This is a genomic window from Streptomyces sparsogenes subsp. cuspidosporus, from assembly GCF_039532705.1.
Lineage (GTDB): Bacteria > Actinomycetota > Actinomycetes > Streptomycetales > Streptomycetaceae > Streptomyces > Streptomyces sparsogenes.
Genome location: NZ_BAAASD010000010.1, coordinates 127,891 through 152,460 on the forward strand (window position 1 = coordinate 127,891; position 24,570 = coordinate 152,460).

General features: G+C 74.0%; 21 protein-coding genes. 10 read left to right on the forward strand and 11 right to left on the reverse strand.

Annotation, left to right across the window (positions count from 1 at the left end; all coding sequences use genetic code 11):
* Positions 1 to 71: 71 nt before the first annotated feature.
* Entirely contained in the window at positions 72 to 827 is a 756-nt protein-coding gene (locus ABFY07_RS15135; protein WP_346174997.1) for an ABC transporter permease, read from the reverse strand.
* A gap of 20 nt (positions 828 to 847) precedes the next feature.
* Positions 848 to 1,630 carry an ABC transporter ATP-binding protein gene (locus tag ABFY07_RS15140; RefSeq protein ID WP_346174998.1) on the reverse strand — a complete coding sequence of 261 codons (783 nt, stop codon included), beginning with the start codon at positions 1,628 to 1,630 and terminating at the stop codon, positions 848 to 850.
* A 79-nt stretch (positions 1,631 to 1,709) separates the two neighbouring features.
* Between ABFY07_RS15140 and ABFY07_RS15145 the strand changes: the two genes are divergently transcribed.
* The 4 genes from ABFY07_RS15145 (at position 1,710) to ABFY07_RS15160 (ending at position 6,854) form a co-directional block, all read left to right on the forward strand.
* Positions 1,710 to 2,351, forward strand: coding sequence for a TetR/AcrR family transcriptional regulator (locus ABFY07_RS15145; protein WP_346174999.1), 642 nt, complete (start codon positions 1,710 to 1,712; stop codon positions 2,349 to 2,351).
* 91 nt (positions 2,352 to 2,442) lie between these two features.
* Positions 2,443 to 3,291: a 3-hydroxyacyl-CoA dehydrogenase family protein gene (locus tag ABFY07_RS15150; RefSeq protein WP_346175000.1), complete on the forward strand. Its 849-nt coding sequence runs from the start codon at positions 2,443 to 2,445 to the stop codon at positions 3,289 to 3,291.
* A 224-nt stretch (positions 3,292 to 3,515) separates the two neighbouring features.
* Positions 3,516 to 3,839 (forward strand): STAS domain-containing protein, encoded by a 324-nt coding sequence (locus tag ABFY07_RS15155; RefSeq protein ID WP_014176360.1) that lies wholly within the window; start codon positions 3,516 to 3,518, stop codon positions 3,837 to 3,839.
* 261 nt (positions 3,840 to 4,100) lie between these two features.
* Entirely contained in the window at positions 4,101 to 6,854 is a 2,754-nt protein-coding gene (locus ABFY07_RS15160; protein WP_346175001.1) for an ATP-binding protein, read from the forward strand.
* Between the two features lie 111 nt (positions 6,855 to 6,965).
* Here ABFY07_RS15160 and nucS read toward each other — a convergent pair whose 3' ends face one another.
* A complete protein-coding gene (gene nucS, locus ABFY07_RS15165; RefSeq protein WP_065964638.1) occupies positions 6,966 to 7,628 on the reverse strand; it encodes an endonuclease NucS in 663 nt (220 codons plus the stop codon).
* Between the two features lie 211 nt (positions 7,629 to 7,839).
* On the opposite strand from nucS, the gene ABFY07_RS15170 reads away from it, so the two are divergent.
* Entirely contained in the window at positions 7,840 to 8,232 is a 393-nt protein-coding gene (locus ABFY07_RS15170; protein WP_346175002.1) for an SCO5389 family protein, read from the forward strand.
* Positions 8,233 to 8,316: 84 nt separating this feature from the next.
* Here the strand turns inward: ABFY07_RS15170 and ABFY07_RS15175 are convergent, their stop codons facing one another.
* Entirely contained in the window at positions 8,317 to 9,357 is a 1,041-nt protein-coding gene (locus ABFY07_RS15175) for an LLM class flavin-dependent oxidoreductase (protein ID WP_346175062.1), read from the reverse strand.
* Between the two features lie 209 nt (positions 9,358 to 9,566).
* Here ABFY07_RS15175 and ABFY07_RS15180 point away from each other — a divergent pair, with 209 nt between their 5' ends.
* Positions 9,567 to 9,893 (forward strand): ATP/GTP-binding protein, encoded by a 327-nt coding sequence (locus ABFY07_RS15180; protein WP_065964645.1) that lies wholly within the window; start codon positions 9,567 to 9,569, stop codon positions 9,891 to 9,893.
* Between the two features lie 24 nt (positions 9,894 to 9,917).
* On the opposite strand, the gene ABFY07_RS15185 is transcribed toward ABFY07_RS15180, so the two are convergent.
* The 5 genes from ABFY07_RS15185 to mce all read right to left on the reverse strand — a co-directional run bounded on the left by ABFY07_RS15185 (position 9,918) and on the right by mce (position 18,540).
* On the reverse strand, positions 9,918 to 11,093 hold the full coding sequence (locus ABFY07_RS15185) for an ABC transporter permease (protein ID WP_346175003.1): 1,176 nt from the start codon (positions 11,091 to 11,093) through the stop codon (positions 9,918 to 9,920).
* Positions 11,090 to 12,385, reverse strand: coding sequence for an ABC transporter ATP-binding protein (locus ABFY07_RS15190; RefSeq protein ID WP_346175004.1), 1,296 nt, complete (start codon positions 12,383 to 12,385; stop codon positions 11,090 to 11,092). Before ABFY07_RS15190 ends, ABFY07_RS15185 begins: the two co-directional genes overlap by 4 nt.
* A gap of 256 nt (positions 12,386 to 12,641) precedes the next feature.
* Positions 12,642 to 13,580, reverse strand: coding sequence for a coiled-coil domain-containing protein (locus tag ABFY07_RS15195; RefSeq protein ID WP_346175005.1), 939 nt, complete (start codon positions 13,578 to 13,580; stop codon positions 12,642 to 12,644).
* Between the two features lie 219 nt (positions 13,581 to 13,799).
* Positions 13,800 to 17,798 carry a polarized growth protein Scy gene (gene scy / locus ABFY07_RS15200; protein ID WP_346175006.1) on the reverse strand — a complete coding sequence of 1,333 codons (3,999 nt, stop codon included), beginning with the start codon at positions 17,796 to 17,798 and terminating at the stop codon, positions 13,800 to 13,802.
* A gap of 235 nt (positions 17,799 to 18,033) precedes the next feature.
* Positions 18,034 to 18,540, reverse strand: a complete 507-nt coding sequence (gene mce / locus ABFY07_RS15205) for a methylmalonyl-CoA epimerase (RefSeq protein WP_346175007.1) — start codon at positions 18,538 to 18,540, stop codon at positions 18,034 to 18,036.
* 136 nt (positions 18,541 to 18,676) lie between these two features.
* Here mce and ABFY07_RS15210 point away from each other — a divergent pair, with 136 nt between their 5' ends.
* Together ABFY07_RS15210 and meaB are read left to right on the forward strand one after the other, a co-directional pair.
* On the forward strand, positions 18,677 to 19,867 hold the full coding sequence (locus ABFY07_RS15210) for an acetyl-CoA C-acetyltransferase (protein ID WP_346175008.1): 1,191 nt from the start codon (positions 18,677 to 18,679) through the stop codon (positions 19,865 to 19,867).
* Positions 19,868 to 19,925: 58 nt separating this feature from the next.
* Positions 19,926 to 20,885 (forward strand): methylmalonyl Co-A mutase-associated GTPase MeaB, encoded by a 960-nt coding sequence (gene meaB / locus ABFY07_RS15215; protein ID WP_065964660.1) that lies wholly within the window; start codon positions 19,926 to 19,928, stop codon positions 20,883 to 20,885.
* A gap of 242 nt (positions 20,886 to 21,127) precedes the next feature.
* On the opposite strand, the gene ABFY07_RS15220 is transcribed toward meaB, so the two are convergent.
* Complete coding sequence (locus ABFY07_RS15220) at positions 21,128 to 21,784, reverse strand: PhzF family phenazine biosynthesis protein (protein WP_346175009.1); 657 nt, start codon at positions 21,782 to 21,784, stop codon at positions 21,128 to 21,130.
* A gap of 57 nt (positions 21,785 to 21,841) precedes the next feature.
* Positions 21,842 to 22,402 (reverse strand): PepSY domain-containing protein, encoded by a 561-nt coding sequence (locus ABFY07_RS15225; RefSeq protein WP_346175010.1) that lies wholly within the window; start codon positions 22,400 to 22,402, stop codon positions 21,842 to 21,844.
* Between the two features lie 110 nt (positions 22,403 to 22,512).
* On the opposite strand from ABFY07_RS15225, the gene ABFY07_RS15230 reads away from it, so the two are divergent.
* Positions 22,513 to 23,178, forward strand: coding sequence for a response regulator transcription factor (locus tag ABFY07_RS15230; protein WP_065964668.1), 666 nt, complete (start codon positions 22,513 to 22,515; stop codon positions 23,176 to 23,178).
* Complete coding sequence (locus ABFY07_RS15235) at positions 23,171 to 24,565, forward strand: sensor histidine kinase (protein WP_346175011.1); 1,395 nt, start codon at positions 23,171 to 23,173, stop codon at positions 24,563 to 24,565. The genes ABFY07_RS15230 and ABFY07_RS15235 overlap by 8 nt, the downstream gene beginning before the upstream one ends.
* The last annotated feature ends 5 nt before the right edge of the window (positions 24,566 to 24,570 follow it).

Below are 24,570 nucleotides of genomic sequence, written 5' to 3' on the forward strand. Positions count from 1 at the left end.
GAGCCTACGCGCGGCGTCGGGTCCGGCGCCGCGCGTGCCGGGCGGGCCCGCAGAGATCGGGGAGACATCCCCTACGCCCCGGCCTTGCGGAACACCCGGGTGCCGACCGTCATCGAGACGGCGCACAGGGCGAGTCCGACCAGCGCGCCGACGCCGACGGTGTCCCAGCCGAAGTCCCCGACGTACGCGGCGCGCACCGCGTCCACGAGGTAGCGGAAGGGCACACAGCGCGAGACGGCGTCCAGCCAGCCGGGCGCCAGGGCCATCGGCAGCAGGATCCCGGACAGCAGCATGGCGGGCATGTTGACCGTGCTGATGACCGGGGCGAACCCCTGCGGCCCGTCGACCCGCATGGCCAGGGCGTACGACAGCGAGGCCAGCGAGATGGTGAGCAGGCCGACGAAGAGGAAGCCCACGACCACCCCGAGCACCGGGGCGCGCAGCCCGAGCGCGACCGCGACGAGCACCAGCAGCAGCGACTGGACCAGCAGCAGGACCACGTCCTTGAGCGCCCGGCCCAGCAGCAGCGCGAGCCGGCTGACGGGGGTGACCCGCATCCGCTCGATCACCCCGACCTGCTTCTCGAGCAGGATGCCGAAGCCCGCGAACGCGGCGCTGAACAGGCCGAGCTGGATGAGCAGCCCGGGGACCAGGGTCTGCCAGGAGTCGCCCTCGCCGCCGAGGGGCACGTCCCTCAGCAGCGGGCCGAAGAAGATCAGATAGAACATGGGCTGCAGCAGCCCGAAGACCACGCCGACCTTGGAGTTCAGGGCCTGGCGGAGATAGCGGCCGAAGATCAGGCCGGTGTCGGAGAACAGGTGGGACACGGCGGGGGGCTCCTGAGTCGCTAGACGGCGATCGGGGTGGCGTCGGGCTCGGCGGTGCGGCGCCCGGTGATGGCGATGAAGGCGTCCTGGAGGGTGGCCTCGGGCGACCCGCCGTACCGGGCCTTGAGCGCGGCGGCGGTGCCCTCGGCGACCACCGTGCCGCGGTCGACGACGACCAGCCGGTCGGCGAGCGCCTCCGCCTCGTCGAGGTAGTGGGTGGTCAGGAAGACGGTCATCCCCTGGCCATCCCGCAGCCGGCGGATCAGGTCCCACAGGTCGGCCCGGCTCCCGGGGTCGAGCCCGGTGGTGGGCTCGTCGAGGAAGAGCACCGCGGGCCGGTGGGTGAGGCCCATGGCGATGTCGAGGCGGCGCCGCTGACCGCCGGACAGGGCGCCGCACTTGCGGTCGAGCAGCTCGGTCAGGTCGAGGTCGGCGGCGAGTTCCTCGGCGCGGGCGGCCGCCTCGGCCTTGCCGAGCCGGTACATGCGCCCCTGGCTGACGAGTTCCTCGCGGACGGAGACGGAGGGGTCCACGCCGCCGGACTGGGCGACGTAACCGATCTTCCGGCGCACCCCCTCCGGGTCCCGGGCCAGGTCGCACCCGGCGACGGTCGCGGCCCCGCCCGTGGGGGCGAGCAGGGTGGTGAGCATGCGCAGGGTCGTGGTCTTGCCCGCGCCGTTGGGGCCGAGGAAGCCGAGGATCTCGCCCGGCCGGACGGTGAGGTCGATGCCGCGGACGGCCTCCACGGGGCCGCGCTTGGTCTGGAAGGTCCGGGCGAGCCCGGCCGTGCTGATGACTGGCATGCGCCTAGAAAAGCAGGGAGACTTAAATTTTGCAACGACCCCAAAATTTAAGAGACACCATGGAAGCTAGGATGGGGGCATGGCGGAAGGGCTCAGGGAACGCAAGAAGCGGCAGGTCAGACAGCGCATCTCGGACATGGCCACCGCGCTCTTCCTGGAGCACGGCTTCGAGGCGGTCACCATCGCCGCGGTCGCCGAGGTCGCCGATGTGTCGGTCAACACCGTCTACAACTACTTCCCCGCCAAGGAGGACCTCCTCTTCGACCGCGAGGAGGAGGTCGTCGAGCGCGCCTCACGGCTCGTACGGGAGCGCGGGGAGGGCGTGTCGGCGGTGCGGGCGGTGCTGGCCCGGCTCCGGGAGGACGTCGCGGAGCGGAACCCGTACGCCGGGATGGACCCCGGCTACGCGCGCTTCCTGCGGATCATCCAGGAGTCCCCGACGCTGATGGCCCGCGTGCTGCGGATGCAGGGCCGGATGGTCGACCGGCTCGCGGCCACCCTGCGGGAGGAGACCGGGGCCCCGCCGGACGATCCGACGCCCGAGTTCATCGCCCACCAGGTCATCGGCATGCAGAACGCCGTGGACCGCAGCATCGGACGCTGCCACACCGCGGGCAGCACCCCGGAGGAGACATCCGCGGAGGTGCTGCGGCAGATCGACGTCATGGAGTCGCTCCTCAGTGACGGCGTCCTCAACTATGCGGTGAAGAACACACCGTGACGCGCCTTACTAGGGGCTGCCACAAGGGGTGAACGGGCGTTAAGGTCCGGCCAACGGCGTCAGTTACGCAACGTACGAAAGGACGTGAAACGTGGCCAGGAAGCTCGCGGTCATCGGGGCCGGACTCATGGGATCCGGCATCGCGCAGGTCTCCGCCCAGGCGGGCTGGGACGTCGTGCTGCGTGATGTGACCGACGAGGCGCTGCGCCGCGGCACCGACGCCATCCGCGCCTCGTACGAGAAGTTCGTCGCCAAGGGCAAGCTGGAGGCCGAGGCCGCCGAGCAGGCCCTGGCGCGCATCACCACCACGACCGAGCTGGAGGCCGCCGCCGACGCGGATGTCGTCGTGGAGGCCGTCTTCGAGAAGATCGAGGTCAAGCGGGACATCTTCCGCACCCTGGACGGCCTGGTCAAGGACGACACCATCCTCGCCTCCAACACCTCGGCCATCCCGATCACCAAGATCGCGGCGGCCACCGAGCGCCCCGAGCGGGTCGTGGGCATCCACTTCTTCTCGCCCGTCCCGATGATGCGGCTGTGCGAGCTGGTGCGCGGCTACAAGACCAGCGACGAAACCCTCGCCGCCGCCCGGGAGTTCGCCGAGGGCGTCGGCAAGACCTGTATCGTCGTCAACCGCGACGTCGCGGGGTTCGTGACCACCCGCCTGATCTCCGCGCTCGTCGTCGAGGCCGCGAAGCTGTACGAGTCCGGGGTGGCCACCGCCGAGGACATCGACACCGCCTGCAAGCTGGGCTTCGGCCATGCGATGGGACCCCTCGCCACGGCCGACCTGACCGGGGTGGACATCCTGCTGCACGCCACGGAGAACATCTACACCGAGTCCCAGGACGAGAAGTTCGCGCCGCCGGAGATCATGCGCCGCATGGTCGACGCCGGCGACATCGGGCGCAAGAGCGGCGGCGGGTTCTACCACTACTGACCCGGCACGCACCCGCCCGCTTCTGCCCCTGATGCGCCTCAAACGCAATCAGGGGCAGGAGCACCCTTGCGGGTGAATTCGGTATCGGTTCGCTTACAACCGGCAACTTCACCGCATGAGAGACAGTCAGTTCGGTAGACCAGATTGCTCATGCCAGATTGCTCATGGGAGACCGGGGGCATCTCCCAGCGGTGGCTGGGGGAGCACCACGTTGGGGAGCGCATATGCACATCAGGGGCGACCACGCCGAGCTCGTCGTCGGGGGTCGACTCGACGTCCGGAGCGCGGCGGACGCCCGTACGGCCTTGCACACCGCCCTTGAATCCGGCGGCGGGGACCTCGTACTCGACCTGACCGAGCTGGACTCCTGGGACGCCACCGGGCTCGGCGTGATCATGGGGGCCCACCGGAAGGCCGGCCGGGCCGGCCGGCGGCTGGTGCTGCGCGGGGTGCCGCCCCAGATGCAGCGACTGCTGGTGGCCACCCGGCTGCACCGGATCCTGGCCATCGAAGGCGGGCTCGAAGTCGAGTCGCTGCCGCGCGTCTGAGCGCCGGGGCGAGGCGGAGGCGAGCGCCCGGGGCCGGTGTGACGCCGCCGCGCGGCCGAGCGCGGCGTACGGGGGCCGGACGGCGCCACGGGGCGGCGCGACCTCACTCCCCGTCAGTGGATACTGTGGGGAGGTCCAGGGTCCGGTGACTTCGCCGGACACCATCCCTACGGCGGGCACCGGACCGGAAGCGACGGCAAGGCGCGCGTGCGGACAGGCCGGGAGCCGGACAGCACGCCACGCACCTGGGGGGCTTTCACCATGGATCCGACGAACCGCGGGTCGGAAGAGCACGGCCGCGACACCCCGACCCCGCACCCCGCGGACGGCGGTGGCGGCACCCCGCGGTCGCCGCGCGACCCGCTCACCCCGCACCTCGGCGGCTCCGCCGCCACGCCCGTGCGCACGGTGCGGCTGGTCTCCGGGGACTTCCTGCTGACGGTCAACCCGGTCGACGGCAGCGAGATAGAGCCCTGCCCGCCCGGCGAGCGGCCCGCCCGCCCCGAGCGCCGCGGCCCCGACGAGCGCGCCGAGCTGCGCCGGGCCGCCGCCCCGCCGCTGCCCGCGGGCGCGGTGGCCCTCGAAGTGCCCATGCTGGAGCGGGAGGAGGAGCGCGAGCGGCTGGGACGGCTGCTCGCCCGCGGCCGCTCGGTGCGGGTCACCGGGCCCTCCGGCGCGGGCCGCAGCAGGCTGCTGGACGCCGTCGCCGCGGACTGCGAGAGCCTGGCGCCCGACGGGGTCGTACGCCTCTCCGGCTACCGCCGCACCCCCACCGACCTGCTCCACGAGCTGTACGCGACCGTCTACCGCGCCTCCCTCCACCGGCCCGGCCGGGCGGAGCTGCTGGAGGCCGTCGCGGAGATCGGCGCGGTCGTCGTGCTGGACGACGTCGAGTTCGGCGGCGCCGCGCTGGACGAGTTCCTGGACGCGACGCCCGAGTGCGCCTTCCTGATCTCGGCCACCCCCGCCGTCCCGGCCCCCTCCGCCGGGTCGCACCTCGAAGAGGTCTTCCTCTCCGGGCTGAGCCGCACCGGGTCCCTGGAACTGCTGGAGAGGGCCGTACGGCGGCCCCTGGAGGAGGACGAGCGGAGCTGGGCCGCGGACCTGTGGTTCGAGTCCGAGGGGCTGCCGCTGCGGTTCGTCCAGGCCGGAGCGCTGCTGCGGCAGCGCGACGCGCTGCGGGGGGAGGAGCGGCGGCCCGCCGGGACGGCCGACACCGACGCAGGCTCCGCCTCGGGCTCGGGTGCCGTCTCCGGCTCGGGTGCCGCCTCCGGCCCGGGCTCCGGCAGCGGTTCGGGCTCCGGCAGCGGTTCGGGTTCCGGGTCCGGCAGCGATTCGGCTTCCGGGTCCGCCGGGGCCGGCGCGCGGGACATCCCGCTGCCGACGCTCGCCGAGGGCTCGGCCCCGGTCGCGCTGATCGCCTCCCGGCTGAGCGCGGCGGCCCGCGACGCCCTGCGGTTCGCGGTCGCGCTCGGCGGCGAGTGCCCGCACCAGACGCACCTGCCCGCGCTGGCCGGGGACACCCACGCCGACGCGGCGCTCGGCGAGCTGATCGCCGGCGGCCTGGTCACCCCCGCCGGCCCGCACTACCGGCTCGCCGTCGGCGTGGCCGACCAGCTCGCCGCCGACGGCTACGCGGACGAGACGGCCGAGCGCGCGGCCGCCGTCGCCCGGCACTACGCCTGGTGGGCCGGCCACCCCTCGGTCGCCCCGGAGCGGGTCGCCGTCGAGGCCGACGCGATCCTCACCGCCATGGCCGCCCTGGTCGCCGAGCGGGAGCCCGGCCGCGCCGAGGCCGCCGTGCTGCTGGCCCGCAGCGCCACCCCCGCCTTCGCCGCCGCGCTGCACTGGGGCGCCTGGGAGCGCGCCCTGCGCCACGGCCAGGAGGCCGCGCGGCTGGCCGGACAGGTGGCCGAGGAGGCGTACTTCCACCACGAGCTGGGCGTCCTCGCGCTGTGCACGGGCAATCTGGAACGGGCCCGGGCCGAGCTGGAGGCGTCCATCGGGCTGCGCGGCGTGCTGGCCGACAAGCCCGGCACGGTCGCGGGCCGGCGCGCCCTCGCCCTGGTCACCGACCGCTCCGGCGGCCCCGCAGCCCCCGGCGGCCCGGGGGCTGCGGACGGTCGTCGTTCGGCGGCGGGGGAAGAGGTCTCGGACGCGCGCCACGACGAGTCGGCCTCGCCGCCCGCCGGCGGGTCCGCCGGGCGGCGGGACCCGGCCGACACGGAGATCACGGTGGTCACCCCGCGGGTCGCGACGACCGAGCCCCTCAGCCGCGTCGACGTGCTCGCCGCCGTCCGCTCCGCCGGCGCGGCCGGTGCGGCCGGTTCCGCGGGTCCGGCCGACGGCAGCGGCCGCACGGCGGGCGCGGGCGGCGTGAGGGGCGGCCGGACCCCGCTCGGCCGCCGCTTCGCGGCGCTGACCGGCGCCCGGCGCAACCTGGTCGCGGCGGGCGCGGGCGCCCTGCTCCTCGCCGTCCTCGGCACGGTGGTGACCCTCGGCGTGACGTCGGGCGACGGGGACGAGGGCTCCGCCGACACCGTCAAGCCCGGCCCGTCGTCCTCCCGGCAGGACGACGACAAGGGGCTGACCGCCGACGAGCCCACGAGCGGCGCGGGCGAGAGCAGCCGGCCGGGCCCCAGCGGCGTCCCCGGGGCGCCCACGTCCCCGTCCACGCTGGTCAGCGGTTCGCCCAGCGCCACGGAGAGCCCGACCGCCCCGTCCTCGAGCGGCGAGGCCTCACCGACGGACAAGTCGTCGTCCCCGTCCTCGTCCGGGTCCACCACCCACAGCCCGACCCGCACCCCCACCAGGCCGCCGACCAGCCCCCCGACCAAGCCCCCGACCCAGACGCCCACCAGCCCGGCGACCACCCCGCCCTCCACCGCCACCACGAGCCCCGGAGGCGACACCACGAACACGGCGAGCGGCCCGGCGACCACGGCGAGCGGCTCCGCCTCCACGTCCCCGACCACCTCCGCGTCGGCGGGCTCGTCGAAGAGCGTGCCGGCGTAGGCGGCCGACACGGCGAGAAAGCGGCGGGAGAACAGCGGGAAAACACCGCGGCGCGGCCCGGCGATGCCGGACCGCGCCGCGCGCGCGTGTGTGGATGGGGGGAGAGGGCTCTCAGAACAGCCGCAGCTTGTCGTCCTCGACGCCGCGCAGCGCGTCGTAGTCCAGGACGACACAGCCGATGCCGCGGTCCGTGGCGAGCACCCGCGCCTGCGGCTTGATCTCCTGCGCCGCGAAGATCCCCTTCACCGGGGCCAGATGCGGATCGCGGTTGAGCAGCTCCAGATAGCGGGTCAGCTGCTCGACACCGTCGATCTCCCCGCGCCGCTTGATCTCCACCGCGACGGTCGCGCCGTCCGCGTCCCGGCAGAGAATGTCCACGGGGCCAATGGCAGTGGGGTATTCACGCCGAATAAGCGTCCAGCCATCGCCAAGTGTCTCGATACGATCGGCCAGCAACTCCTGCAGATGGGCCTCGACCCCGTCCTTGATCAGACCGGGGTCCACCCCCAGTTCGTGCGAGGAGTCGTGCAGCACTTCCTCCATGGTGATGATGAGCTTCTCGCCCGCCTTGTTCACCACGGTCCACACATCGCCGTCGCCCTCCTTGAGGGTGCACGGCGGAGACATCCAGTTGAGGGGTTTGTAGGCCCTGTCGTCCGCGTGGATCGACACACTGCCGTCGGCCTTGATCAGGATCAGACGGGGTGCCGAGGGGAGGTGGGCGGTGAGCCGGCCGGCGTAGTCCACGGAGCAACGGGCGATGACGAGACGCATGGTCGGCAACGCTACTCGACGGCGGGCGGCCGACGCGATTCGTCCGGCGATGGGCCCCTTCAGTGGTGGCTGGTTGTGGACGCATTCTCCTGGTGCGCCCGCAGTGGCCGAATTACCGTTGAAGCGGGCGGTCGTCACGCGGGTACGCTCCGTCGCCGTCCGCCCATCCGTCCCTGAGACCCCCGTCACGGGGGTCGCGAGAGGAGAATCCATGTCGCTCGACGTCTCACCGGCCCTCCTTGCACAGGCCGAGCGAGGCGAGGTCGACGAAGCCGACTTCGTCGACTGCGTCCGGACCTCCCTACCGTACGCATGGGAGATGATCAGCTCTCTGGTGGCCCAGCTGAAGGTCGACGGCGGGGAGTTCGCCGACAACCAGACGCCGCCGCCGGACGAGCAGGCCCGCGGCCAGCTGCTGCGGGCGCTCGCGAGCGACGCGATACGAGGCGCGCTGCAGCGCCACTTCGGGGTACGGCTGGCCTTCCAGAACTGCCACCGGGTGGCGGTGTTCCCGTTGGACGGCTCGGCCGACGAGAGACTGGCCCGCTTCACCTCGTCCCGCGGTCAGCTGCTGAACCAGTCTCCTGAGCTGCGCGACTGCTGACCCGACCGTCCGCTGCCGCTCCACTGAGGGGGAAATGGAGGGGGAGGTGTCTTGAGCGCGGGGGTGTCCAGGCCCGGACAGTGCCTAGCTCAGGAGCGGCAGCACTTCCGCGCCCAGCCGGCGCACGTTCTCCTCCGTGGCCGCCAGGTCGCCCGAGCCCTCCACCAGGAGCGCGAAGCGGCGGATGCCGGTGCGCTCCGCCGTCGCCGCCAGCCGGTCCGCGCACAGCCGCGGCGGTCCGACCGGGTGCAGCCCGCACAGCAGCTCGGCGTAGGCCAGCGGATCGCGCATCCGGCGCGGCCGCCCGTCCACCGTCACATGCGCGTCGAGCCCCTGGCGCAGCCAGCCGGGCATGGCCTTGAGGAGGGTCTCCGCCGCCTCCGGGCGCGCGTCAGCGATCTGCACCACCCCCGCCGAGACATGCTCGGCCGCCACCGCGGCCACCTCCTCGGGGCAACGGCCCGCGGCCAGCGCCGATTTCCGCCACAGCTCGACCACCTCGGCCTTCTCGTCGTCCCCACAGTGCATCCCCAGCAGCATGGGCAACCCGCGCTCGGCGGCCAGCCGCACGCCGCGCGGTGAGGTACAGGCCACGATCACGGGCGGCCCGGACGCCGCCCGGTCGCCCAGCGCCTCGTCGGGGCGCGGCACGACGGGCACCTCGCGGAAGGCGTACCGCTCGCCGGCCGCGCCCACCCGCGCTTCGCGCAGCCAGCGCAGCAGCAGGTCCAGCGACTCGGGGAAGTCCCGCTCGTAGGCCCGCAGACCGGTGCCGAACACCTCCAGGTCCACCCACGGCCCGCCCCGGCCGACCCCCAGCGTGAAGCGCCCCCCGGAGACGAGATGGAGCAGCGCGGCCTGTTCTCCCAGCGCGACGGGGTGCGCGGTCGGCAGGACGCTCACGGCCGTGCCGACGCCTATTCTCCGGGTGCGGCCGAGCAGCAGCGCGGCGAGCGTGACCGCGGAAGGGCAGACGCCGTACGGGACGAAGTGGTGCTCGGCGAGCCACACCGCGTCCAGCCCCGCCTCCTCGGAGACGTACGCGGACCGGACCGCCCGGTGCAGCGCCTCCCCCTGCCCCTGGCCCGGGAATTGGGCGGCGAGGATGAAAGCCCCCACGCGCATTGCCATCTGCCTCCTCTTGCGGCCGACGCCGCCGACACGGGCACCCTCCCCCGCATAGGCATTAACGCCTGACACGTGCCAAGGGCACGGCTTGGCAAGAAGTTTTCATGATGATCGGAGGGCGCCTGTGGATGCGGCTTTCGGGGACCGTGACGGTAACGCGTACGCTGGTCACAGTCAGTAGCTCCCAGCGTCCTTCGAGGTGCCCCGTGTCCCCACGCCGAAACCGCCCGCGAGGCGGCGAGAATCCGAGCGGCCGCGATGACGAGGACCGCGCGGACCGCTATGGGCTGGAGACGACACAGAGCTGGCGGGGCGAGGAGTGGGTGGTCCGCCAGATCGGCGGGGGCGCCGCCGCCAAGCACTACCGCTGCCCCGGCTGCGACCAGGAGATCCCACCCGGGGTGCCGCACATCGTGGCCTGGCAGCAGTACAGCGGCGTGGACGACCGCCGCCACTGGCACAAGTCCTGCTGGAACGCGCGGGACCGCCGGAGCGCGAAGCTCCAGCGGTCCCGTAACGCGCCGAGATATTAGCCCTGCGGCCTCATGGGCCGCTTGTCACACGTCGCGCTTCTCGAGCAGCGCGTACGCGGCGACGAGCGCGGCGAAGGTGATGCCGGCCAGCACGCCCAGCTGCGACCAGCCGGTCCCGAGCTCGTCGTCGATCTGGAAGAGCGCGGCCAGCGACTGGGGCGAGGAATACTTCTGCATCTTCTCGCCCAGGGTCTGCAGGCTGCTCGACATCATCAGGAAGGCGGGGAGGATCGCCGGCAGCAGCACCACACCGAGCATCGTGGTGATCGCGCCGGCGGAGTGCCGCAGCATGCTGCCGACCGCGAGCGAGAGGAGCCCGAGCAGGGAGACATACAGCCCGGCCCCCAGGGTCGCCCCCATCATCTGCTTGCTCGTCGGCTCCTGGACGCCGGGCCCGCTGTGCATCCCCGAGCTCATCCAGGCCACCAGCGCCAGCGCGACGGTCGTGGTCACGAAGGACACCGCGAAGAAGACGAGGGCCTTCGCGGTCAGCACCCGCGAGCGCTGCGGTGAGGCGGTGAAGGTCGTGCGGATCATCCCGGTGCCGTACTCGGAGGAGACCACGAGCACGCCGAGCGTGACGATGCACAGCTGGCCGAGGAGCGTGCCGAACAGACCGGGGATGGTGGTCGGCGTGCTGGAGTAGTCGCTGTCGTTGGTGCCCCCGGCCACGAGCAGCCCGATGCCGACGACCAGCGCGACCATGACGCTCAGCGTCCAGATCGTCGAGCGCACCGACTTGATCTTGGTCCACTCGGAGGCGATGGCGTGCCCCAGGTGGGTGCGCCGGATCGGGATCGGCGAGGTGTACCCGGCGACGGGCCCGGCGGCGTACCCCTGCTGCGGCGCGCCCTGCGGGGCCTGCGCCCCCGGCTGGTGGGCCTGCGGCGCCTGCGGTGCCTGCTGGTAGTGCGCCTGCTGCTGGGGCTGCCCGGGCTGCTGGGGCGCGTGCTGCGGTGCGCCCTGAGGTGCCTGTCCGGTGTGCTGGGGCGGCTGCTGGTGGGGCGCCTGCTGGTGGGGCGCGTGCTGCGGTGCGCCCTGGGGGGCCTGTCCGGTGTGCTGGGGTGCCTGCTGGTGGGGTGCCTGCTGGTGGGGCGCGTGCTGCGGTGCGCCCTGGGGGGCCTGTCCGGGCTGCTGGGGCGGCTGCGGCGGGGCGGGCGGCTGGGTCCCCTGGGCCGGCTGCTGGTAAGGGGTGGTCATCGGGCGTCCTCGCTGTCGCGCTTGTTCATGTCGGCGGCGGCCGGCGCGGCGGCCGGAGCCGGGGGAGCGGCCGGCGGCTGCGCCGGGGCTGCGGCCTGCGGGGCGGCGGGCGCACCCTGCGGGGCGGCGGGCATGCCCTGACCGGCCTGGGGCTGCTGCGGCTGCCAGGGGGCCTGGCCGGGCGCGGGCTGACCGGGCGCGGGCTGGCCCTGGGCGGGCTGGCCGGGGGGCGCGGGCGGCGGGTTGTAGCCCGGCATGGCGCCCACGGGCGGGTAGCCGCCGGGCGCGCCGCCCGCGGTCGGCGGGGCGTAGCCGTACGGCGCGCCCTGCGGGGCCATGCCCGGCACCGCTTCCTGCAGCCCCGCCCGCTGGTCGACGGTCGAGCGGTAGTCCACGGCGCCCTGCGTCATCCGCATGTACGCCTCCTCCAGCGACGCCTGGTGCGGGGAGAGCTCCCACAGGCGGACGTCCGCCTCGTGCGCCAGGTCGCTGATCCGCGGCAGCGGCAGGCCGGTCACCCGCAGCGCGCCGTCCTGCTCCGGGAGCACCTGGCCGCCGGCCTCGCTCAGCGCGGCGGTCAGCTTCTCGCGCTGGTCCGGCTCCCCGTCCGGGGTGCGGACCCGCGCGAAGTCCGCGGAGTTGTAGGAGATGAAGTCCTTGACGCTCATGTCGGCGAGCAGTTGCCCGCGCCCGATCACGATCAGGTGATCGGCGGTCAGCGCCATCTCGCTCATCAGGTGGCTGGAGACGAAGACCGTGCGGCCCTCGGAGGCCAGCTGCTTCATCAGGTTGCGGACCCACAGGATGCCCTCCGGGTCCAGGCCGTTGACCGGCTCGTCGAAGAGCAGCACTTGCGGGTCGCCCAGCAGGGCGGCCGCGATGCCCAGGCGCTGCCCCATGCCCAGCGAGAACCCCTTGGACCGCTTCCGCGCGACGCTCTGCAGCCCGACCACGCCCAGCACCTCGTCGACCCGGCGGGCCGGGATGCCGGAGAGCTGGGCCAGGCACAGCAGGTGCTGGCGAGCGCTGCGCCCGCCGTGCACGGCCTTCGCGTCGAGGAGGGCGCCCACCTGCCGCGGGGCGTTGGGCAGCCGGCGGAAGGGGTAGCCGCCCACGGTGACATGGCCGGCGGTGGGCTCGTCGAGCCCCAGGATCATGCGCATCGTCGTCGACTTGCCGGATCCGTTCGGTCCCAGGAAGCCGGTGACGGCCCCGGGCCGCACCTGGAACGACAGGTTGTACACGGCCGTCTTGGCGCCGTAGCGCTTCGTCAGGCCGACTGCCTCGATCATTGTCCGCCCCTCGTGCGATGAATCCGGGGCGCTCGCCCCCGTGCGGGTTAGGAGGATAACCGTGTAGTCGTGGTTCCCGTTAAGCGAGAGCCGAGAGCGGATCGTGACGAGACCGCGTCCTCATGCGCGTGCCCCGCGCCGCACGAGGCGGGCGCGGGGCACGAGACGCGCTCAGCGGACGTCCGGACCGGATCGCACGGGGTGATCCGGCGGATGATCCGGCGTCACCGGCGCCGGGTATCGGCGGTGCTCGGCGTCAGCGGCTCTGCTGGGCCGGGACACCGCGCGAGATCGACTCGTCCTCGCTGGGGGAGCCGGCCGCGGCCACCGCGGCACCGGTCAGCGTGGCCAGCATCTCGCGGACGTTGGTCAGCTGGGCGTTGATGCTGTCGCGGCGGTTGGTGAGGGCCGCCAGCTCGCGCTCGGACTCGCTGCGGATGCGGTCCGCCTTGGCGTTGGCGTCCGCCACGATGTCCTCGGCCTGGCGCTGTGCGGTCTCCACCGTCTGGCGGGCGCGGCGCTCGGCGTCCGTACGCAGCTTCTCGGCCTCCAGGCGCAGCTGCTCCGCCCGGTGCTCGATCTCCGCCAGCCGCTTCTCGGCCTTGGCCTGACGGGAGGCCAGGTCGCGCTCGGACTGCTCGCGGCGCTTGGCGAGGTTCGTCTCGAAGTCCGCGGCGGCCTGGGCGGCCTTGGCGCGGGTCTCCTCGAAGAGGGAGTCCGCCTCCTCGCGCTTCTGCTGCGCGTCCTTCTGCGCGTCCTGACGCAGCGTCGCCGCCTCGCCCTTGGCCTTCTCGACGATCCGGGCGCCCTCGTCCTCCGCCTTCGCCTTGCGCTCGGCGGCGAACGCCTCCGCGTCGTTGCGCACCTGCTGGGCCGCCGACTCGGCGAGCTCGCGGTGCTGTTCGGCGGCCCGGCGGGCCTCCTCACGCAGATCCTTGGCCTCCTCCTCGGCGAGGCGGAGGATCTTCTCGACGCGGGCGCCGAGCCCCGCGTACGAGGGCTCCGCGTCGTTGATCTGGGCCTGAGCGTTCTGCGTCTCGAGGTGCAGCTCCTCGATGCGCTTTTCCAGAGAGGTGATACGGGCCAGTGCACTGTCACGGTCGGCGACGAGCTTGGTAATGCGGTCGTCCACCTGACCGCGGTCGTATCCACGCCGCACGAGCTCGAAGCCGAAGGGGGAGGAAGTGTCGCTCATGGGGTTCCTGTCGAAAGAGACCGGTGAGGTGATAGAGGGAATCCTAGGGGGCCAAACGGCGTGTCATCGAGTCAACGTCCGTTCGATCTGCACAATGTCCAGCCTTTTGAGTGGCAAGCAGACGGATGGCTTGTCACTCGTCGGGATGATACGGACACGCTGCGGGCGTGTCTCTAGCACCCCCGCACGGAACCCGCACGGAACCCGTACGGGACCCGCTCAGCCGTCCGAACGCTTGCCCGTCGCCCGGCTTCCCGCGCCGGCGCCCGTCTTGACCCCACCGCTGTCCTTCCCGCCGGACCCGCCCGACGCGGGGGCCTCGAAGGATTCCAACGCGGCCAGCACGTCCTGGACACGGGAGATCTCCGCGTTGATGTCCTCCTGACGCCGTTTGAGCAGCTCCAGCTCGCGCTTGCCGTCGTCCACGATCCGCTTGGCCTCGGCCTCCGCCTCCGCGCGCACCCGCTCCGCGTCCCGCGTCGCGTCCGCCTTCTTCTGCTCGGCCTCCTTCAGCAGCGTCTCGGCCTTCTTCACGGCGGCGATACGGACCTTGCTGGCCTCGCTGTTGGCGTCCGAGACCAGCGTCTTGGCCTTCTCCTCGGCCTTCACCAGCTGCGCGGTCGCCGCCGCGACCAGCTTGTCGACGCGCTCCCCGGTCGCCTTCATCTGCTCCGCGGACTCCCGGCGGGCCCGCTCGTGCAGCTCCTCCACCTCGGCCTCGGCCCGGGCCCGCAGCTCCTCGGCCCGCTCCCGGATGGCGGTCGCGTCGCCCCGCGCCTCGCCGAGCATCCGGTCGGAGTCCGTACGCGCCTTCTCCACCAGGCCGTTCGCCTGCGCGGTCGCCTCGCTGACGATCCGTTCGGCCTCCTTGCGGGCCGCGCCCACCATCGTGTCGGCCTGCTCCTCGGCGGCGGTCGCGGCCCGCAGCGCGGCCTCCCGCGCCTCCGCCGTCAGCCGCTCCGCCTCCGCCGTGGACTCGGTGACCAGCCGGTCGGCCTGGATCGCCGCCTCCGAGCGCCGCTTGTTGGCGTCCTCGCGCGCCTCGTCGACCGTACGCTCCGCCTCGGCCCGCGCCTCGGAGCGGATCCGCTCCGCGTCCGTCGCCGCCTCGGCCGCCACCCGCTCCGACTCCGCGCGGGTGCGCGCCGCGTGCTGCTGCGCCGACGTCACGGTCTCGGCCGCCTCGGTGCGCAGCCGCTCGGCCTCCGCGCCGGCGTCCGCCAGCAGCCGCTCGGCCTCCTTCGTCGCCTCGCCGACCAGCCGGTCGGCCTGCGCGGCGGCCTCCGAGCGGATGTTGTTGGCGTCCCCACGGGCCTGGGCCCGGGTGCGCGCCGCGTCCTGCTCGGCCGTCGCCCGCGCGTCGGACGCCTCCGTACGGAGCTGCTGCGCACGCGCGCCCGCCTCCGCGACCAGCCGCTGGGCCTCCTCCGTCGCGCCGCTGACCAGCGTGTCGGCCTGCTCGGCCGCCTCGTTGCGGAGCTTGTTGGCGCTGCGCCGGGCGTCGTCCAGGACCTCCTGGGCCTCGGTGCGCAGCCGCTCGGCCTCGCGGGTGGCCTCGGCGACCAGCCGGTCCGCCTGCTCGGCGGCGTCCGAACGGCGCCGGTTGGCCTCCTCCCGGGCCTGGCCGGTGAGCCGGTCCGCCTCCGCGATCGCCTCCGCGACCGTGCGCTCCGCCAGCGCCTTGGCGGCCTCCGACTCCTCCTGCGCCTCGCGCCGCAACCGCGCCGCGTCCTCGGCGGCCCGCTCCCGCTCGGCGTGCGCGTCCGCGCGGACCCGGTCCGCCTCGGCCTGCGCCTCGTGGCGGGTGCGCTCCGCCGCGTGCTCGGCGGCCGTACGCAGCCCGGTGATCTCCTCCTCGGCCTGCTCGTGCAGCCCCGCGACCGCGTCCCGCACCTGCTGCGCGGTCTGCTCGGCGGCCGACACCAGCTCGGCCGCGTGCCGCTCGGCCTCCTCGACCAGCCGCTGCGCCTCTTCCTGCGCCTCGGTGACCCGGTTGCGGGCGGCGGCCAGCAGCTCCTCGCTCTGCTCGTGCGCCAGGCTCCGCTCCCGCTGGGCCTCCTCGCGGGCGTCGCCCAGGGTCTGCTCGGCCTCGCGGCGGCGGCGGGCCGCCTCCTCCTGGGCGGCCGCGAGCGCCTCGGCGGCCTCGGCCCCGAGCCGCTCGGCGGCGGCGTTCGCCTCCGCCCGCACCCGGTCGGCCGTCTCCTGTGCCTCGGTGCGCAGCCGCTCGGCCTCCGCGGCGGCCTCGCCGCGCAGCCGCACCGCGACCGCCTCGCCCTCGGCGCGCATGTCCGACGCGTCCGCGACGGCCTCGTCCCGCAGCCGGTCCGCCTCCGCCTCGGCCTGCTGGCGCAGCGCGGCCAGCCGCTCGGCGGACTCGGCGCGCAGCCGCTCCGTGTCGTCCGCCGCCTCCCGGCGCAGCCGCTCCGACTCCTCGCGGGCCTCGCGTAGCGCCTGGTCGGCCGAGGCGAGCCGCTGCTCGGCCTCCCCCTGGAGCCGGGCCAGCTCGGCCTCGGCCTCCGCGCGGCGGTCGGCGGCGACCGCCTCCGCCTCCTCGCGGATCCGCCGGGCGGCGTCCGCCGCCTCCGTCCTGACCTGCTCGGCCTGCGTCTCGGCCGAGGTCACCAGCTCCTCGGCCTCGCCGCGGGCCCGCTCCAGCGCCTCGTCGGCCTGCCGGCGCAGCGCCGCGGCCCGCTCGATCGCCTCGGTCCGCACCCGCTCGCTCTCGGCGGTGGCGCCCGAGCGGGTCTCCTCCGCGTCGGCCTTCGCCTTGGCCAGCAGCTCCTCGGCGGTGCCGGCCGCCTCCTCGATCTGCTGCACCGCCTCCCGGCGGGCCTCGGCGCGGATCCGCTCGCCCTCGGTCACCGCCTCCGCGCGCAGCTGCTCGGCCTCGCCGCGCAGCCGGCGGGCCTCCTCCTGCAGCTCGACGGTCTTGGCGCGGTACTCCTTGGTGTCGTCCTTCGCCGCGCCCTTCAGCTGCTCGGCGGTGTCGTGCGCCTCGGCCCGCAGCCGGTCCGCCTCGGCCTCCGCCTTGGCCCGGATCCGCTCCGCCTCGTCGGCCGCCGCCTTCGTGGTGGCCTGCGCGTTCTCCGAGGCCCGGGTCAGCACCTCCTCGGCGCTGCGGGCCGCCTTGGCCAGCTGCGCGGCCGAGTCCTCGGCAGCCTTGGCGCGCGCGGTCTCCTCCGCCTCGGCGATCAGCCGCTCGGCCTCGGCACGGGCGTCGTCCCGCAGCTGCTCGGCCTCCGCGCGCAGCGCCTCGGCCTCCTTGGTGGCCTCGCCGACCAGCCGGGCGATCTCCGCCTTCGCGGTCCGGGTGCGCTGCTCGTTGTCCGTCTCGGCGGCCGACAGCCGCTTGGCGGCGGCCTCCTTGGCCTCCGTGACCACCTTCTCCGCCTCGGCGCGCGCCTCGCGCAGCGCGGCCTCGGCCTCCTGCATGCGCTGCTCGGCCGACCGGGTCAGCTCGGCGGCCTGCTTGCGCGCCTGGTCCGACTCGGAGGCGGTGGAGGTGCGCAGCTGCTCGGCGTGGGTGGCGGCCTCCTGCGCCTGGGCGCCGGCCGTGCTCAGCAGCCGCTCGGCCTCCGTACGGGCGCGGCGCAGGATCGCTTCGGCTTCCGCGCGGGCCGACTCGGCCTCCGCGCCCAGCCGCTCCCGGGTCTGGTCGGCCAGCCGCTGCGCCTCGGCGCGGGCGGCGGCGAGCGCCTGCTCGGCCTCGGCCCGCGACTCGTCCAGGAGCCGGCGGGCCTGCGCCTCGCTGCGGGCCCGCAACTGCTCGGCCCAGGCGACGTTCTCGTTGACGTGCGACTCGACGGTGGCGCGGCGCTCGGCGAGTTCCTGGTCGAGGCGCTGACGGCGCGCCACCGCCTCGGCGTGCAGCTCGGCTTCGAGCCGGGCCTGCCGCTCGGCCTGCTCCTGGAGCAGCCGCTGGGTCTGGGCCCGGGTCTCGCGCAGCTCGCGCTCGGCGTCGGCGCGCAGCTGGTCCGCCTGGATCTGCGCGTTCCGCAGCAACTGCTCGGCCTGGTAGCCGAGGTTGGCGCTGTCGTAGGCAGGGCGGCTCGCGAGATTGCGGCGCGCCTCGTGCAGCTTGGCGCGCAGCACCTCGACTTGGTAGCCGAGGTCGTCGGCGTGCTGGACGGCCTTCTCCCGCTCGGTCTTCAGCCGCTCCATCTCGGCCTCGAACTTCGAGAGGTGGTCGTCAGGCTCGTAGCGGTCGTAGCCCCGCACTGCGCGGTCCCATCCGTCCCCTGGTCGCGTTGGCGGCCGGCTCCGTACCTGGGGGTGCCACGTGGCACCTCGCGGTCCCGACCTGGCGTCCGGCCATGGCGGCCGGACCGGAGCTAGCCCTTCCGAAGAAATGGTGTCAGATCATCGGCGAAGCCTGGGCCGGACCCCGATCCTTTCCGATCTCGTTCCCGTACCCCGGCCGAGGTTGCACTCTACCGGCCGGGGAAGGGGAAGGTCAGTGGTCCGCTTGAGTGGTGGACGGAGGGGTGGACTCCCCGGCGGCCCCGGAGCGGTCCTCCGCGGCGTGGGGCGCCGCGGTGCGGGGCGCCGCCGTGACCAGCTCGGTGAGCACGCCGTGGCAGTCCTTGGGGTGCAGAAAGGTGATCCGTGAGTTCATGGAGCCGCGGCGCGGCTCCTCGTACAGCACGCGGACGCCCTTGTCGCGGATGGCCTCGGAGTCGGTGTCCACGTCCGCGGTGCCGAAGGCGATGTGGTGCACCCCCTCACCGTTCTTGGCCAGCCACTTCCCGACGGCCGAGTCCTCCCGGATCGGCTCCAGGAGCTGGAGGTACGAGGCCCCGCCGTCCGAGGTCTCGTTGATCTTGAGCATGGCCTCGCGGACCCCCTGCTCCTCGTTGACCTCGGTGTGGAACACCTCGAAGCCGTACGTGGCACGGTAGAACTCGACGGTCTTGTCGAGGTCGAAGCAGGCGATCCCGATGTGGTCGATTCTGGTCAGCATGTCCCCAGTGCACCCCTCACACGGGCGGTTACGCAACGTGCGCGCGATCACACCGATGGCACGGTGACCCGGCGGGTACTCCTCAGTACATTGACGATAACCCTCGTTAACTTCCCTCTTCTCTGGAGGACGCACCATGACTCGGACATCTGTGATCGTGGCCGGCGCGCGTACGCCGATGGGGCGACTGCTGGGCGGCCTGCGGTCCTTCTCCGGGGTGGACCTCGGCGGATTCGCGATCAAGGCGGCGCTGGAGCGGGCCGGTATCGGCGGCGACCAGGTGGAGTACGTGATCATGGGGCAGGTGCTCCAGGCGGGTGCCGGGCAGATCCCCGCCCGGCAGGCGGCCGTGAAGGCGGGCATTCCGATGCGGGTGCCCGCGCTGACGATCAACAAGGTCTGCCTGTCCGGGCTCGACGCCATCGCCCTGGCCGACCAGCTGATCCGGGCCGGTGAGTTCGACATCGTGGTCGCGGGCGGCCAGGAGTCCATGACCAACGCCCCCCACCTGCTGCCCAAGTCCCGCGAGGGCCACAAGTACGGCGCGATCCAGATGCTCGACGCGATGGCCCACGACGGGCTGACCGACTCGTTCGAGGGCATCGCCATGGGCGAGTCGACCGAGAAGCACAACACCCGGCTGGGCATCCAGCGGCCCGAGCAGGACGAGTTCGCCGCGCTCTCCCACCAGCGGGCCGCCGCGGCCCAGAAGAACGGGATCTTCGACGCCGAGATCACCCCGGTCGAGATCCCGCAGCGCAAGGGCGAGCCCGTCGTCATCGGCAAGGACGAGGGCATCCGCCCCGAGACCACCGTCGAGACGCTCGCCAAGCTGCGGCCCGCCTTCACCAAGGACGGGACGATCACGGCGGGCAGCTCCTCGCCGATCTCGGACGGGGCCGCCGCCGTGGTCGTGATGAGCAAGGCCAAGGCGGAGGAGCTGGGCCTGGAGTGGATCGCGGAGATCGGGGCCCACGGGAATGTGGCCGGGCCCGACAACTCCCTTCAGTCGCAGCCCTCCAACGCGATCGCCCACGCGCTGAAGAAGGAGGGCCTCGAGGTCTCGGATCTTGACCTGATCGAGATCAACGAGGCGTTCGCGGCGGTCGCGGTCCAGTCAATGAAGGATCTTGGGGTTTCCTCCGAAAAGGTGAATGTGAATGGCGGTGCGATCGCTCTCGGTCACCCGATCGGGATGTCCGGCGCCCGCATCGTGCTCCACCTCGCCCTGGAGCTGCGGCGGCGGGGCGGCGGGGTGGGCGCCGCGGCGCTGTGCGGCGGCGGCGGGCAGGGGGACGCGCTGATCATTCGGGTGCCCGGTAAGTGACCCGGTAAGTGACCCGGCAGGCAACCCGATAAGCAACGCAGAAGGGAGCGGAGCGGCGATGGCTGATGTGCCCACGCTGGTGGAGCAGGCGCGGGAGGGGCGGCCGCGCGCGGTGGCCAGGCTGATCTCGCTGATCGAGGGCGACTCACCGCAACTGCGCGAGGTCATGGCAGCGCTCGCTCCGCTGGCGGGAGGCGCGTACGTGGTCGGGGTGACCGGTTCCCCGGGCGTCGGCAAGTCCACGTCGACCTCCGCGCTGGTCACCGCGTACCGCAAGGCCGGGAAGCGGGTCGGGGTCCTCGCCGTGGACCCCTCCTCACCCTTCTCGGGCGGGGCGCTCCTCGGGGACCGGGTGCGGATGTCCGAGCACGCCTCCGACCCCGGCGTCTACATCCGCTCCATGGCCACCCGCGGGCACCTGGGCGGCCTGGCCTGGGCCGCCCCGCAGGCGATCCGGGTGCTGGACGCCGCCGGGTGCGAGGTGGTGCTGGTCGAGACCGTCGGCGTCGGGCAGTCCGAGGTCGAGATCGCCGCCCAGGCCGACACCAGCGTGGTGATGCTCGCGCCCGGCATGGGCGACGGCATCCAGGCGGCCAAGGCCGGGATCCTGGAGATCGGCGACGTGTACGTGGTCAACAAGGCCGACCGGGACGGCGCCGACGCGACGGTCCGCGAGCTGGGGCACATGCTGGGCCTCGGCGAGGCCCGCGCCCCCGGGGACTGGCGGCCGCCGATCGTGAAGACGGTCGCGGCCCGGGGCGAGGGCGTCGACGAGGTGGTCGAGGCCCTGGAGAAGCACCGGGCGTGGATGGAGGAGCGCGGGGTGCTGGCCGAGCGGCGGCTGCGGCGCGCGGCGGGCGAGGTCGAGACCATCGCCGTGACGGCCCTGCGGGCCCGGATCGGGGACCTCCACGGCGACCGGCGGCTCGGGGCGCTGGCCGAGCGGGTCCTGGCGGGGGAGCTGGACCCCTACGCGGCGGCGGACGAGCTGGTGGAGGGGGTCACCTCCGCCGGCTGAGGCCGGGTGCTGTGTGACCGGGTGCTGCGCCGGGTGGTCTGTGACCGGGTGCCGCGGCCGGGGGCTGCGGCCGGGGCTGAGGTCTGGTGCTGCGGCCGAGTCCGGAGGCCGGGGGCTGCGGCCGGGTGCTGTGTGACCGGGTGCCGCGGGCGGGTGGTCTGTGACCGAGGCCTGGGGCCGGGGGCTGCGGTCTGGTGCTCCGCCGGGGGCGCGCACCCCGGCCCGCTCCCCCCGTCCCGCGGCTACAGCCGCTCCGTGGCCTCCAGCCGTACGCGGCCTCCGACGTCGATCAGACCGTCCGGCCCCGGCGCCGTCAGGATCTGTGAGCCGCGCCCCTGCGCGATGTTCAGGGCGCGGCCGAGGTGGGCCGTCAGCAGCAGCGCCGCCGCGCCCGTCGCCTCGTCCTCGTCGATGCCGTCGCCGCGGCCGGGGAAGGCGCGGGCCCTGATGCGGCCGGCCGCCTCCTCCTCCCAGGCCCAGGCGTAGATCCACTCGCCCGGCGGCGGTACGGGCAGGGCGTCCACCTCGGCGGCCGAGCCGTGGCGCCGCAGGGTGCGCGGCGGCGCCCACTCGGGGCGCGCCTCGATCCAGTTGAACTCCCCTTCGAGCCGCGCGCCCACCACACCCGCGGGGGTGACCAGTTCGGGCACGTCGAGCAGCCAGGCCGTGCCCACGCACGGGTGCCCGGCGAACGGCAGCCGCAGCGTCGGCGTGTAGATGTCGATCGCGCCGCGCTCGGGGTCGTCGACGAACACGGTCTCGCTGAATCCCAGCTTGCGCGCCACGGCCTGACGCGCGGCCGTCCCCGGGACGGCCGCGCCGTGGCGTATGACGCCGAGCCTGTTGCCATGGCGGCCGTCGGGCCCGCAGAAGACGCGCAGCACGTCGTATTCGGTCATCCGCGCAGTACATCACGCGGGCCCGACGCCAGGTCCGGCCGCCATATCCGGCCGGCGTCAGTCGTCGTCCTCGTGGTCGTCGTCGTCCTCGTGGGCCGCGGTGACCGTGCCCGTGGTCGGGTTCACGTGCACGTCATGGGCCTTGCCCGAGCGTTCCACCTCCCAGACCTTGCCCTCCAGCTCCACCGAGGTCACCCCGGACCCGGCCCGGGCGGCCGCCTCGACGGCGTCGAACCTCGCGGTCCGCAGGAGGGTGCGGTCCACGTCGTCCTCCCCGTCCCTGTCGATCTTCTGGCTCACCCGGCCGTCGCCGTGCACCGTGACCTCGTGCCACGTGCCGTCCTTGCCGAGGACGTCCACCTCCCAGCCGGGCCGCTCGTCGTCGCGCTCGATGGAGGCCACGGCGCCCGGCACGGCCTTCAGCGCCGCCCGGCCCGCCTGGGCGAGCGAGGACGACTGCGAGGCCGCCGGGCCGCCGGCGGCCGTGGTGCGGGCCGTCGTGGTGCCGGCCGCCGTGGTCCCGGAGGCCGGGGTGCCGGAGGCCGTGGCGACCGTGGTGGCGGCGCCGGCGGTCAGGGCCGCGGCGGCGAGGGCGGCGATGACGGTGATGCGCTTCATGTGGGTTCCTCCCCGGTTGTGTTGACGTGAACCACAGTGCCGGGGGGCGGCTGAAGCCAGGCTGAAGTCACCTGAAGGGATCTTCAGGTTGTCTCTGCGAGGCTTTCCCCATGCGTTTGCTGATCGTGGAGGACGAGCGTCGGCTCGCGTTGTCGCTGGCCAAGGGGCTCATGGCGGAGGGCTTCGCCGTGGACGTGGCGCACGACGGGCGCGAGGGGCTGCACCGGGCCCAGGAGGGGGCGTACGACCTGGTCGTCCTCGACATCATGCTGCCGGGGATGAACGGCTACCGGGTGTGTGCCGCGCTGCGGGCCGCGGGGTGCGAGGTGCCGATCCTGATGCTGACGGCGAAGGACGGGGAGTACGACGAGGCCGAGGGGCTCGACACGGGCGCCGACGACTACCTGACCAAGCCGTTCTCGTACGTGGTGCTGCTCGCGCGCGTACGGGCGCTGCTGCGCCGCCGGGGGCAGGGCGCCTCGCCGGTGGTGCGGGTCGGGGACCTGGTGGTGGACCGCGGAGCCCGCCGGGTCGAGCGGGACGGGAGCGAGGCCGCGCTGACCGCCAAGGAGTTCTCCGTGCTGGAGCAGCTGGTGGTGCGGCCGGGGGAGGTCGTCTCGAAGGCGGAGATCCTCGAGCACGTGTGGGACTTCGCGTACGAGGGCGACCCCAACATCGTCGAGGTGTATGTGAGCGCGCTGCGGCGGAAGCTCGGGGCGGGCGTCATCGAGACCGTACGGGGGGCCGGATACCGGCTGGTGGGGTCCCGTGCGTAGGGCTTCGGTGCGGGCGCGGGCCGCGGTGGGGGCGACGCTCGTGGTCGCGGTGGCGCTGGTCGCGGCGGGGGTGGCGGTGCTGGGGGTGCTGCGGGCGAATCTGTCGGAGCAGGCCAGGCTGCAATCCGAGGTGCGGGCGCGCTCGGTGGCCTCGAAGGTCGCGGCCGGGGTGCGGTTCGGCGGGCTGGGGCTGGGCGAGGACCCGGTGCAGATCGTGGACCGGCAGGGCCGGGTGCGGGCGGTGAGCGACGACCTGGAGGCCGTGACGGGGGCGGGGAGCCGTTCGGTGGTGCCGGTGCGCGTCGAGGTGGAGGACGAGGACGACCCCGGGAGCGTGTCGACCGAGGAACCCCGGTTCACCGAGGGCACCGCCCGGGTGGACGGGGACGAAGCGGACTACCAGTGGGCCGCGGTGCGGGTGGTCACCCCGGCGGAGGAGTCCGTCACGGTGTACGCGGGCGCCCCGCTCGCCACCGGGACGGTCGGATCGGTGCGGGACGCGATGCTGCTCGGACTGCCCCTGCTGTTGGCGGTGGTGGCGGCGGTGACCTGGCTGGTGACCCGGCGCGCCCTGCGGCCGGTGGAGGGGATCCGCCGGGAGATGGCCGCCATAACGGCCAGTACGGACCTGACCCGGCGGGTGCCGGTGCCCGCCTCGCGGGACGAGGTGGCCCGGCTGGCCCGGACGACGAACGAGACGCTCGCGGCGCTGGAGGCGGCCGTGGAGCGGCAGCGGGCGTTCGTCGCCGACGCGTCCCACGAGCTGCGCAGCCCCATCGCCTCGCTGCGCACCCAGCTGGAGGTGGGCGCGGCCCATCCGGAGCTGCTGGACGTGGACGGCGCCGTGGCGGACGTGGTGCGGCTGCAGCGGCTGGCGGGCGATCTGCTGCTGCTGGCCCGGTTGGACGCCGGGGAGCGGCCCTCGGGGGCGCGGGTGGCGCTGGCCGAGCTGGTGCGCGAGGAGCTGGCGCAGCGGGTGGGGGACCGGGTGGCGGTGCGGTGCGAGCTGGGGCCGGTGGAGGTCGCGGGGTCGCGCGGGCAGCTGGCGCGGGTGCTGGGGAACCTGGTGGACAACGCGCAGCGGCACGCCCGCGAGGAGGTGCGCGTGACGGTGCGGGAGGAGGGCGACTGGGGGGTCGTGGAGGTCGCCGACGACGGGAGCGGGGTGCCCGAGGGGGAGCGGGAGCGGGTCTTCGAGCGGTTCGTACGGCTCGACGACGCGCGCAGCCGCGACGATGGCGGGGCCGGGCTCGGCCTCGCCATCGCGCGCGACGTGGTGCTGCGGCACGGCGGGCGCCTGGGCGTGCGGGACGCGCCGCGCGGGGGTGCGCTGTTCGAGGTGCGGTTGCCCCGGGCCGCGCGGTCCGCTCCGGTCCGGGCCGGCTGAGACCC